The organism is Novosphingobium sp. HII-3, from assembly GCF_002916655.1.
Lineage (GTDB): Bacteria > Pseudomonadota > Alphaproteobacteria > Sphingomonadales > Sphingomonadaceae > Novosphingobium > Novosphingobium panipatense.
The window spans coordinates 1-10463 of the sequence record NZ_PPSM01000049.1; the positions used below are offsets into that span (position 1 = coordinate 1).

General features: G+C 62.1%; 14 protein-coding genes. 13 read left to right on the plus strand and 1 reads right to left on the minus strand.

What is annotated here, in order from left to right:
* Positions 1-129 precede the first annotated feature (129 nt).
* The 8 genes from C2R25_RS16070 (at position 130) to C2R25_RS16110 (ending at position 8176) form a co-directional block, all read left to right on the plus strand.
* The gene (locus C2R25_RS16070) at positions 130-453 is read left to right on the plus strand and encodes a hypothetical protein (RefSeq protein ID WP_103730183.1); all 324 of its coding nucleotides are present in this window, start codon (positions 130-132) and stop codon (positions 451-453) included.
* A 1-nt stretch (position 454) separates the two neighbouring features.
* Positions 455-1009, plus strand: coding sequence for a hypothetical protein (locus C2R25_RS16075; RefSeq protein WP_103730184.1), 555 nt, complete (start codon positions 455-457; stop codon positions 1007-1009).
* Entirely contained in the window at positions 1006-1404 is a 399-nt protein-coding gene (locus C2R25_RS16080; protein ID WP_103730185.1) for a hypothetical protein, read from the plus strand. Before C2R25_RS16075 ends, C2R25_RS16080 begins: the two co-directional genes overlap by 4 nt.
* Positions 1405-2386: 982 nt before the next feature.
* On the plus strand, positions 2387-4306 hold the full coding sequence (locus C2R25_RS16090; RefSeq protein WP_158250696.1) for a hypothetical protein: 1920 nt from the start codon (positions 2387-2389) through the stop codon (positions 4304-4306).
* A gap of 43 nt (positions 4307-4349) precedes the next feature.
* Positions 4350-4748, plus strand: a complete 399-nt coding sequence (locus tag C2R25_RS16095) for a hypothetical protein (RefSeq protein WP_103730188.1) — start codon at positions 4350-4352, stop codon at positions 4746-4748.
* Complete coding sequence (locus C2R25_RS16100; RefSeq protein WP_103730189.1) at positions 4738-7227, plus strand: hypothetical protein; 2490 nt, start codon at positions 4738-4740, stop codon at positions 7225-7227. Before C2R25_RS16095 ends, C2R25_RS16100 begins: the two co-directional genes overlap by 11 nt.
* Before the next feature lie 29 nt (positions 7228-7256).
* On the plus strand, positions 7257-7811 hold the full coding sequence (locus C2R25_RS16105) for a hypothetical protein (protein WP_103730190.1): 555 nt from the start codon (positions 7257-7259) through the stop codon (positions 7809-7811).
* Positions 7808-8176, plus strand: coding sequence for a hypothetical protein (locus tag C2R25_RS16110; RefSeq protein ID WP_103730191.1), 369 nt, complete (start codon positions 7808-7810; stop codon positions 8174-8176). The genes C2R25_RS16105 and C2R25_RS16110 overlap by 4 nt, the downstream gene beginning before the upstream one ends.
* Positions 8177-8181: 5 nt before the next feature.
* On the opposite strand, the gene C2R25_RS21335 is transcribed toward C2R25_RS16110, so the two are convergent.
* Positions 8182-8481 carry an AP2 domain-containing protein gene (locus tag C2R25_RS21335; protein ID WP_103730192.1) on the minus strand — a complete coding sequence of 100 codons (300 nt, stop codon included), beginning with the start codon at positions 8479-8481 and terminating at the stop codon, positions 8182-8184.
* 149 nt (positions 8482-8630) lie between these two features.
* Here C2R25_RS21335 and C2R25_RS16120 point away from each other — a divergent pair, with 149 nt between their 5' ends.
* The 5 genes from C2R25_RS16120 to C2R25_RS16140 are packed head-to-tail and all read left to right on the plus strand — an operon-like array spanning position 8631 to position 10357.
* On the plus strand, positions 8631-9206 hold the full coding sequence (locus C2R25_RS16120; RefSeq protein ID WP_103730193.1) for a lysozyme: 576 nt from the start codon (positions 8631-8633) through the stop codon (positions 9204-9206).
* Positions 9203-9424 carry a hypothetical protein gene (locus C2R25_RS16125; protein WP_103730194.1) on the plus strand — a complete coding sequence of 74 codons (222 nt, stop codon included), beginning with the start codon at positions 9203-9205 and terminating at the stop codon, positions 9422-9424. Before C2R25_RS16120 ends, C2R25_RS16125 begins: the two co-directional genes overlap by 4 nt.
* The gene (locus tag C2R25_RS16130) at positions 9421-9696 is read left to right on the plus strand and encodes a hypothetical protein (RefSeq protein ID WP_103730195.1); all 276 of its coding nucleotides are present in this window, start codon (positions 9421-9423) and stop codon (positions 9694-9696) included. The genes C2R25_RS16125 and C2R25_RS16130 overlap by 4 nt, the downstream gene beginning before the upstream one ends.
* Positions 9693-10085 (plus strand): hypothetical protein, encoded by a 393-nt coding sequence (locus C2R25_RS16135; protein WP_103730196.1) that lies wholly within the window; start codon positions 9693-9695, stop codon positions 10083-10085. Before C2R25_RS16130 ends, C2R25_RS16135 begins: the two co-directional genes overlap by 4 nt.
* Positions 10082-10357 carry a hypothetical protein gene (locus C2R25_RS16140; protein ID WP_103730197.1) on the plus strand — a complete coding sequence of 92 codons (276 nt, stop codon included), beginning with the start codon at positions 10082-10084 and terminating at the stop codon, positions 10355-10357. Before C2R25_RS16135 ends, C2R25_RS16140 begins: the two co-directional genes overlap by 4 nt.
* Positions 10358-10463: the final 106 nt, after the last annotated feature.

Genomic DNA, 10463 nt, shown 5'->3' on the forward strand with positions numbered 1-10463 from the left:
TCTGATAAAGCTCCACTCTCTTCATCCTTCCACCTCCGCACAAAAGCGAAGGTCTAACAGGACTGGCCCTTTTTTATCCCGGTGCTCCGGTCCGGTCCGTGGCCCCTTTTATTCCCGGTGTTCTCAACGGTGGATGGGGCAGGGCAGGCGGGCCACACGCTCGCGATCCAAGGGCTGCAGCCGCGCTATGCCTTCGTGGAGGGTCAGCCTGTCAGCCTTGAGATCGACGGGCAGCACTATTTCGATTTCGTCGCCGAGAACGTGATCGCGGGCGCTGATGGAAAGGCCTCGATCCGCCTTACGCAGATGCTCCGCAAGCCGCCGCCCGCAGGGTCCGTCCTCCACGTCGCCAAGCCGATGATCGAGGGCTTCATCATGGGCAATCCGGTGTCGTGGGAGATCGCTTTGGAGCGCAACTTCGGGCTGGGCTTCGAGATCCGGGAAAGCCGCTAACATGGCGTTCACCGGGCGCGTCCTCAATCTGGTTGCGCTGATGAAGATCGAGCTACCTGACCGTGAGGTTCGGCTGTGTGACGGCGGGTTCCTGTATTGGGATGGCGACCTCTACGACAGCTACGACGACCTGTTCGGGACGATTGCCGGTGCTGAGACGTTCGAAGAAAAGACCGGAGACGAAGCCCCCGGCGGCAAGCTGACGTTCTACCCGCCTTCGGCCTCTGCGGGGGCTGCGTTGGCAAACCCTGCCTTCCAAGGCTCGCGCATGCGCTTCTGGCTGGCAGAGTACGATCACGAAACGGGGCAGGTGGTCGGCACGCCGGAACTGACGGCAGACCTTGCCATCGACACGGCGACGGTGAAGGCGAACGGCGGCACCCGGTCGGTCGATATCGAGTTTGAGAGCGCGGCCAAGCGCCTCTTCATGGTCATGCGCGGCAACGCCCTGAATGATCGCTTTCATCAGGCCTGCTACCCCGGAGAACTTGGCATGGCGAACGCGACCGGAATGCCGCGCTCGACAGCTTGGGGGGCGGCTACGCCAAACGAATGAACGAACTGGAACGGCGGCGCGTGGCGCTGGAGCGGACCCTACTTAAATTCCGTAACAAGAAGCTGGACTACTGCACGGCGGATTGTGCGCGGCTAATTCGGTATCACCTCCTGCAGATGGGCCACAAGCCGCCTGCACTGCCCCGCTATCGGTCGGCAATCGGTGCCGCTCGCGCCATGAAGCAGACGGGCGGCATATCGGCGGTGCTCGACAGCTTCCTGCCGCGCATTCCCTACGCCCGAATGCTGCCGGGTGATGTTGCGATCCTGGAGGGAACGGACGGGATGGAGTGCGGCGTGATCTGCGTCGGCCACAAGGTGATCGGTTGGCATCAGGACAGCGACGAGATGGTCAATCTGATCCCGCTTGATGTCGTGGCGGCCTGGAGGGTTTGAGGAAAGAAGTTGAGTCGTGCAGAGTGCCTATAGGGAGGCGACTCGAATGGGATTTTGGGACTGGCTGAAAGGGAAGCCCAGGGTCGCAGAGAGGCCCAAGCCTATCAGGCCCGCAGTACCCCCGACCGGGTTCTCTAGAAGACCTGCACCTCTTCCTCAGAATCGCAACAGGATACTGACCGGTTTTTGGTGGAACGCGCCGCCCAGTCTGCCTCTGGCAGCCAGTAGAGGCTTCGACCAAGAGGTCGTGGGGGAATCTTTCCGGCAAGAAGCCTTAGAGGCTATTGTCGGAGGGTACGGGCAATATGGATGCATCTTTCACACCACGGCGCAACTTGCGCTGCCGACCGATATGCCAGATCATCCTAAAGCCGTGGCTGTCCTCATAGAGACGAAGCACGTAGGTTTTCTGCCGAGCGCAGATTCGGCCCAGGTCAGAGAGGAGTTGCTTGCCTTGCCCGGTTCCGAAAACGGGGTGACGTGCAAGGCAGTAATACGAGGCGGGTGGGACCAAACTGCAAACGGGGGTGATCGTGGCCACTTCGGGGTTTGGCTCAGTTTGTCACGACCTTTGAAAATAAAGCGACCCTGACTAGAGGCAGGAGGAGTACCGCAATCTTGTTCGCTCGACGTCCTCGGGCTTATAGGTCGCGACGGACCTCACGGTAATCGAGCGTGATGACCCCAGGTCCTCGATTTCGGTCGTGGTCGTCACTGTGGACCACATGTTTACAGGAGCCGCCTCAGCAAGAGCGACACCCTTCTCGATAGGAAGGGTGCGAATGTTTGCGCCCCCCGACTGCGACAGGACTCCAGCAAGACAGCTGGAAAGTTCTGCTACCGAACGTTGACTTTCAAACCGCGCAGCAACGGGCTTTTCTCGAATGTCTCCGACGCTGGCGCATCCAGCGGTAAGCGCCAGCGCTGAAATCACAACAAGCCGCATAGTCTTCTTCCTTCTCTATTCAGAGGCTTCAGCATTATGGCAAAGGCGCTAGCCAAGGTAGCGATGATTGCTGGCGCTGTCGCCCTAGTCGCGACCGGCGTCGGCGCGGCGGCCGGCGCCGGATTATTCGGTGCCGCGGGCACGGGCGCCGCAGGCACTGTTGCGGGCGTGTCTGTTTCGACGATTTCAACCGTGGCCTCCGTTGCCACTGTGACGGCCGCCGCTGCCTCGGTTGGAGCTCAACTCCTCGCCAAGAAGCCGGGCGCTATCGGTACGGTAAACCAGGTCACAATCTCTGCCAACTCCCCGATCCCCTACGGCATGGGCCGGTGCTTCTACGCCGGGAGCCAGCTTCACGATGTCGGCTATGGTGGCAAGGTCGGCAAGACGAAGAACCCGTACCTCACCAAGGTGTTTGTCTGGAGCGCGGGCGGGCCGATTGACGGCATCGAAACACTGCTGATGGACTGGCAGCCGGTGACCTTCTCGGGCACGGCAGCGGTCGGGTACTACAATAGCTGGCTCTACGCGCAGCACCAGCTTGGACAGAGGCCAGAGGCGGCGGCACTGAGCGGGCCGTGGGGGCCGGTGCCCGACTGGAGCGCCGCTCACAAGCTCTCGGGCATGGCCGCGAGCATGATCAGCTACCGCTTCGACCGCAAGAACAAGGTCTGGGCTAACGGCATCCCGGTCCACGGCGTCATTGCTCGCTTCGCCCGCGTCTATGACCCCCGCAACGACAGCACCTATCCGGGCGGATCGGGTAGCCACCGCTTCGACAACGAGGACACGTTTCAATTCGACCGCAACGCCGCGCTGAACGCCATTACCTACGCGCGGGGCCGGTACGCCAAGGATCCGGTGACGGGCGCGCAGACGATCAAGGTGGTGGGCTGCGGCTTTCCTTACGAAAGCTTCGATTGGCCGCAGTGGGTGGCGTTCGCGAACACCTGTGAAGCGAATGGCTGGAACTGTGACGGTCATGTCTATGACGGCCCCGGCATCAGCCTGTGGGATAACCTGAAGCGCATCTGCGCAGCGGGCGGTGGCGTGCCGGTGATCTCGGGCGGACTGCTCTCTGTGCGCTTCCAGTCGCCCAAGGTTGCGCTCGACACGATCACCCTGGAGGACTTTGCCGAGGGCGAGCGGATCGCGCCGGGTATGCGGACCTACAAGGACCGCGTGAACACGATGGTGCCGAAGTACCGCTCCGAGGCGAACAAGTGGGAATATGTGCAGTCGGAGGCAGTGCAGTTTGAGGAGTACATCACCCTCGACGGCGGCGATATCAAGGAGGAGGAGTTCCTCTGCGAGATGGTGACGGACAAGAACCAGGCCGCCCAGCTCACGGCCTACGAACTGTTCAGCCGGCGGGAGCTTTCGGGCATCACGATCCCGTGCAAGCCGAGGCTTTGGCAATACCGCCTAGGCGAGGCGCTTAACGTCATCGACCAGCAGACCGGCATCAACCACCTGTGTGTGATCGCAGCCATCAACAAGGACATCGCGAACGCCACGGCCACGCTGACGTTGGAGACGGAAACCACCTCCAAGCATGCGCTGGCTCTCGCGATGACCGGAACTGCCCCACCGCCTCCTACGCTGGTTCCGCCGGGAGACGCGGACGACGCGGCTTGGGATAACGCCGGCAATCAGGATGTGCCGGATCAGGTGTCCGAGGTGGCGCTAAGCTCTCCGGGCGTCGGTAAGGTCCTTGTCAAATGGCGCGATCCCACGACCTCCAACTACTACGCTACCCGCCTGTACCGGAACACCAGCAACAGCTTCGGCACGGCAACCAAGGTGAACGGTGACTTCCTGGGGTCGCTGGGCGGTAGCCGCGAGTATGAAGACACTGGCCTGATGCCCGACACCTACCATTACTGGATCGTGACCGTGAGCGACACGGGAGCCGTCGGGGATCCGCTTTATGTCGGGTCTATCCTTTCGGTCTAATCTGGAAGCCCGCCCTATCTCAATACCCTTCCAGGGAGCACTCATGACAACGCAATTTGACGAATGGCTCCTCGCCCTGCGGAGAGCCAGGCAAGGCCCTGTGTCGATCAATATAGACCGAAGCTTGCCGTTCCTTTGGCGGTTCGCGCTTTCAGGTGATTGGACGGGAGCAACCATTAAGGCGAGCCTGCGCGCCGCCCCAGACATAGATGACCCGTATCTGGCCGACTTTGCGGTGTCCGCCCCTGAGCTGGTCGATGACCTCACCGTTTTCGCGCTCACCCTTACTGCCCCGCAAACTGCCAGCCTCCCCACCGCGCAGGGCAACGAGGGAGCCGTGGTGGTCGTCTTCGACACCCTCGTGACCCCGCAGGGCGGCGTCCAACAGCGCCTCTTTGGTGGCGCCGCTACCATTTCAGGAAAGGTGACAAATGCCGGCTGATCTGACCGCGCCCGTTAATGGCGTCCTCACGTACCTCTACTTCGGGGACAACACGGAGTTGTCGCGCCGCTACGCGAACCAATCGCTGGCAGCGGAGGAAAAGGCCAGCAACTCGGCCGCCGCCGCTGAAGGCGCTGCTGGCATCAACGAATACGCCAGCGTTGCAGAAGGGGAGGCGGCAACACCGGTCGGCAGCCGCTTCTCTGTGCGTACTGCTCAGCCCGGCGTGATGCTGGTGTACGAGCGCATCGCTAGCGGCTCCAACTTCATCCGCACGGTGCTGAGTGGGGAAGCCCTCGCAGCCCCCACAGGCGCGGAGAAGATGGGTACAGCACCCGCAATCGGCTCTCCGCTAATTTTCGGCACAGCGGACAGTCGCGTGCGCTATGACATCGACCTGACCGGCGCACCGTTTAATATGCGCCCAGGCGAGGATGCCGACCAGTCGAGCAAGCTGACCGACGCGGTGGATGCCTGGAAGCAGGCAGGCGGGGAGCGGCGCAAGATCGTGCTGCCTTCCGGCAAGCTGAAATGGGGCACAACTGCCGACCTAACGGGCGTCAACAGCGGCTATTTCGGCAGTATTCTGGGCGACACTAACCGCAACCTCACTATTTCGGGTGCGGGCCGCGATCAGACCATCCTCGTCGGTGGTGAACCTGACTTTGGCTTCATGGAAATCACCGATAGTTCCGCGCTGGTGCTGGAAGACTTCTCGATCCATGCGCCGAACAGCGGAGCGGATCAGTGCCAATACGGCATCCTTGGCGGACGCACGACGGGTAATGCCTCCACCGGCTTCATTCAGATGCATCGGATCAGCGTGGCGGGCCGCTTCACGAAATGGCCGATCTTCCTGATGTCGGTCGAGAACAGCCAGATTCTCGAGCCTGTTATCTGGTCGGTGCTGGGCAACGGCATTGCCTTGGCGATGAACAACGTGACCCACGACATGGAGCCCAAGTATCTGCCGCTTGGGTCTGGCTTGGGCGGCAACGGGGCGAACAAGATCATCTCGCCGTGGATGGCCTCTCTGAACCTCGCGGAGCCTGACAGCCGCCTGTTGCTGCTGGAGTTCACGCAGGACGCCGTAATTCAGAATGCTTACTTCGTTAGCAGCCATGCTGAGGCGCATATCCGGCTCGGCAAGCGGGCGACGATGCACCTTGACGGCGCGCAGCACGAGTGGGATCCCTTCGGCAGCGGCCTACCCGGTGCGCTCGATCCGATCAGCGTCGAGTTTGCGAGCGGGGATACGGGTGTCGATCCCTTCGACATTGCCGAGTATCGTTGCACCAAGATTTCCAACAGCCGCCTGCGCTCGATCTATGGCGAAGATGGGTCGAAAGTAATCGGGCTGGACCTCGACGGCTCCAATGTCCTCAAGTCCTTCCACGACGGCTACGCGCTGAATTTCGACACGCTACAAGACAGCAATATCGACCTGTCGAAAAAGCTGCTGGATGTTACCGGCAACGCAGCGAGGGTCGATACGAACATCCGCACGGCAAATGGCGGCAATACGTTCGGGGCGGGTATCGACCGTTTGGACGTGGTGGCTCCGTTCCCTTCACTCGACGCCTACATAGACGTAGAGACGGGCCAGTCGTGCGGCGCGCTAGGTATGTCCACGATCCCCGGCGCGGCGGTGGCGCTTTCGGGCATGTTCGCGGGCGTTACTGCGCCGGGCACGGAAAGCGTGGCGATCTATCTCGACTGGACGGTTCCCGATCTTAGTAATTTGACGGATCGCTGCATCATAGGCCTTGGTGACAGCGCCGAAAGCCTTGGCGGCGTCGGCACTATGTCGATGGCGCTCTACGGCGGCCAGCTCCTGCTTCGCAGCTTTGGAGATACTGGCGGCGACATCAACTATTACGGGACGGCTGATCCCGCTTTCGTCCAGAAGTTCAGGAACAAGCGTATCAAAATGCTGCTGGTGCGCGAGAAAAGCGCGGTGGCCCCCAAGCTGTACATCGACGGATCGCTTGTCCAGATCGGGCAAACGACACTGGCAGGTGATGCGGATTGGTCGGCTCCAATTACGGCAGACACTCTGCTCGTCGGCTATCAGGACAGCACTCCGGCCAATAACTGCCCCGCTATTTACCACGCTGCGGGTCTATTCAACTTCGCCCCGACTTTCGATCAGGCAAGCGAGATTACGCGGTTTGGTCTGCCCGCTGCGCTACGCTGGGGCGGTGCCTACGGCGGCCCTCCGGGGTGCGTCGGGTGGTGGGACATGGCGAGCGGAACCGGTACGCGCGTTCTGGACGAGTCACCGAACGGCCAACACGGCACGACACTAGGCACGGTAGCGCGGCTACAATCCCAGATGGCCCCGATATATCGAACGAATGCGGGAACCCCTGTTGGCGCGGTATATCCGAACTACATCGGCGAAGAATTGCTGAACACCACCGCAAAGACGTGGTTCAAGGCAACTGGTCTTGGCAACAACGACTGGCAGGCGCTGTGACGCCCTCTCATCCACACCCGGTCTTGCTCATGCCACACGATCTGCCGGCGAGCGCCTTCCCGCCCTCCTTTGAGGGCAACCCATGGGCGTTCTTCTTCGCGCTGTTCTCGCTGAGCCTGATCGTCCTGCTCTCTCTCGCTCAGATCCTGCGCCACATGTGCGAGGCTGGGCGGGACCGGGCGCTGATGCGCAAGTTCGGCGAGGGCTTCCGGCTTGCCCGCCCTCACTCCTTCTGGACGACCGCCGTCCTCTACCGGTGGAAGGTCTCGGGCCTTTACCTCACGGTTCTGTTCGGAGCCGTGGGGGACGTGGCCGTCATGCTCGCCTGGCGGGAGGTGAGGCCCCTTACGATGGAAATCCTGCTTCAGATGGACCGCATTCTCGACGGCCTTACGATCATCCCGTTCATGGCCGCCGTGGCGCTCGCCGCGTGGTCCGATCAGGCGATCCCGGCTCAACTCACTTTCCCGAAGCCTCAGCCGGTGAACCCACCCAAGTGGGAGCGCATCAAGGGCTCTGTCCGCATTGTCGCTACCATTGCGTTGATTGCGCTGGGCGTGACCATGGGCAAGGCGTCCCTGTGAAGCCCGCGGCGGCGGCCGTCCCGCTGGCCCCCAGCATTGGACCGGCCATCGTCACCATTGCCGGCGTCAACATTCCGCCGCTGGCCCTCATCCTCTCGATTGCGGCGCTGCTGCTCGCCCGGTTCATCGCGCCGCCTTCGCTGGAAAAGATGGCGAGGGAGCAAGAGTGGGCTTTAACCGGCCTCCTTGTTCTTATTCTATTTCTGGCTGTCACCGGGGAGCTACCCCTTGTCGGCCAAGGGGAGCCCATGGGCGCTGGAATGGCTGTCGTGACCGGCATCGGGATAGGGTTTTCCGGCCTTCTCACCATCCGGCTTATTTCGGATCGAGTGGCCGCAGCGATCAAAGCCTTCTTCGGGAGATGATCGTGTCACCTCCTTCTTACAGCATCGCGCTTGCCGTGATTGGCGTGGAATCCCAGCTTCTCCTCCATTTCAAGGCGCGCTGCGACCGCATCCTCTTTGGTGTCGAATCTGCCGAGATTGATTTGACGGCGCCTGTGTCTGATTTGCGCATACCAACGTCCCCGGCTGCGATCAAAACCTACGCCCATCACGCCGCTAGTGTTTGTCGATCCTATTCCTACATTCCGGCAATTTTCTTCTTCCGTGCAATCACGAAGATTGCTGATGCGGTTGTCATAGCAGTCGCCGTTTATGTGATCGATCACGCCGACAGGATCAGCCCGAATTTACCATCAAACCACTGGTCAAACAAGATTTTCACTCGGTTTCTCGGGCCTTCTCGTGGTGCGCCTCCTGCGCGAACGCGCGTGATTGCGATGCTTCGTGCCGCCCTTGGATCTTCGGAGAAAGACGCATGACCGACCCACGCAAACCCATCTTCGACGCTGCCCGCTCTGCGAAGGGTGCTGGCTTCACTCAGGAGCAGGTGGACGACATCAACGGCGCGCTGGACCGCGCTGGCGTGCCCCGGGACGATGCCGTTCGCCGCGTCGGCCCCAAGGGCATCGCCCTGCTGCACAAGTGGGAGGGGTGCAAGCTTGAAGCCTACCCCGACCCCGGCAGCAAGGACGGCAAGCCGTGGACCATCGGCTATGGGAGCACAGGCCCCGGCATCGGCCCCGGCACTGTCTGGACGCAGGCTCAGGCCGACGCCCGGTTTGAGCAGGACCTGGTGAAGTACACCAAGGACGTGTCCGAGTACATCGGCAGCACGCCAACCACGCAGGACCAGTTCGATGCCCTTGTGTCGTTCCACTACAACACAGGGGCTATCGCGAAATCCACGCTGGGCAAGAACCACAAGGCGGGCAACTACGCCGGAGCCGCAGCTCAGTTCGACAAGTGGATCTACAACGACGGGAAGGTCATGAAGGGGCTGGTCAACCGCCGTGCTGACGAGCGCAAGCTCTACGAGGGGAAGTGGTCATGAAGTCCGACCGCCGCACTGGCCTGATCGCCTTTATCTCCACCCTGATCGCCGTTGTCCTCCTGTCCAAGATCGGCGGCAGCGGCGCAGACCTCGCCATCATGACCGGCCTTATCGGCGTGCTGGGCATGCTCGCGCCGGGGCTGGTGCCTTCGCGGGGTAACGAGCGCACACCCGCAGGCACACCGGCTGACCCGGTGCATGTGGAAGAGAAGCCATGACGCACCCGATCCAGCGCCCCGGCCAATCCCTGTGCGCCCACAAGCGCGAGGTCGCTGATTGGATGGGCTATGGCAGCGTCGAGGCCATGGACCGGGATCACGACGCCACGCATGCCTCCCTCTGCCGCTGGTTGGGCATCCCCAGCTATGCCTTGAAGCAGGCGCGTGGAGAGCCGCTTAACCCGGTCGAGCAGCGTCTTGCCGACATCGAGGAGGATGCAGCCCTTGCAGTCCAGAGGCTCGCACAGAACACAGGAGCGGTGCTGCCATGATCGCCACGCTACTTCTGCGCCTCGGCATCCCCGAACGCCTCCACCGCGCCCTAACCTATGTTGCTTTCGCCCTCCTCTGCGCCGCCCTCATCTGGTGGTGGTTCCGTCAGCACGACACCAAGGTGATCGAGCGGCACCGGGACGAGATCCAGCGCAAGGCTGCACCGGCCAGCGAACGCGCCGCTGAGGACCGGGCGCAGGACACCATCAACAACGTCATCGCGGAGAAGTCGCGAGAGGCTGAGATCGCCAAGGCCGAGGCGGCAGAGCAGGCGAAGGCACCGGAGGCTCGGGCGACCATTCCGCCGCAGAACCGGGCGCTCAACTGCGAGCGGCTGAGGCGGGCCGGGATGACCGGAGACGCGGCTTACAGGGAGGTGTGCCGATGACGCGAACTACCCGGAAATTCCGGGCAGTTGCCCTCCTGCTGCTCCTCGCCGCCTGCTCGCCCCGGCCGCAAGTCGGTGTCCCGCCGGTAGCCGACATCGAGGCCGCTACCGAAACCAAGCCGAAGCCGACCGCTGCGATCCTCACCGATCCTGCCGCCGATGCCCGCTACAACTCAGCCGTAGAGGGATGGGGCGATAGGGTACGCGCTGCCGGTGTCAGGCTGTGCCGGTTCTATCGGGATGTGGGGGTGAAGGTGGAGTGTGGGGGATAGCGCTGGAAAAGAGACCCGGCGCTCGTGGCTGGGGGGTAAGGTAACTGGAGCGCCGGGTCATAGAGGGAGCCTCTAGCCTAAGGTACGCTCTCAACACGCCCCCGAG

Coding starts and splice junctions, on each gene's coding strand:
- C2R25_RS16075 (WP_103730184.1), top strand. CDS start 455: ATGGCGTTCACCGGGCGCGTCCTCAATCTGGTTGCGCTGATGAAGATC.
- C2R25_RS16080 (WP_103730185.1), top strand. CDS start 1,006: ATGAACGAACTGGAACGGCGGCGCGTGGCGCTGGAGCGGACCCTACTT.
- C2R25_RS16090 (WP_158250696.1), top strand. CDS start 2,387: ATGGCAAAGGCGCTAGCCAAGGTAGCGATGATTGCTGGCGCTGTCGCC.
- C2R25_RS16095 (WP_103730188.1), top strand. CDS start 4,350: ATGACAACGCAATTTGACGAATGGCTCCTCGCCCTGCGGAGAGCCAGG.
- C2R25_RS16100 (WP_103730189.1), top strand. CDS start 4,738: ATGCCGGCTGATCTGACCGCGCCCGTTAATGGCGTCCTCACGTACCTC.
- C2R25_RS16105 (WP_103730190.1), top strand. CDS start 7,257: ATGCCACACGATCTGCCGGCGAGCGCCTTCCCGCCCTCCTTTGAGGGC.
- C2R25_RS16120 (WP_103730193.1), top strand. CDS start 8,631: ATGACCGACCCACGCAAACCCATCTTCGACGCTGCCCGCTCTGCGAAG.
- C2R25_RS16125 (WP_103730194.1), top strand. CDS start 9,203: ATGAAGTCCGACCGCCGCACTGGCCTGATCGCCTTTATCTCCACCCTG.
- C2R25_RS16130 (WP_103730195.1), top strand. CDS start 9,421: ATGACGCACCCGATCCAGCGCCCCGGCCAATCCCTGTGCGCCCACAAG.
- C2R25_RS16135 (WP_103730196.1), top strand. CDS start 9,693: ATGATCGCCACGCTACTTCTGCGCCTCGGCATCCCCGAACGCCTCCAC.
- C2R25_RS16140 (WP_103730197.1), top strand. CDS start 10,082: ATGACGCGAACTACCCGGAAATTCCGGGCAGTTGCCCTCCTGCTGCTC.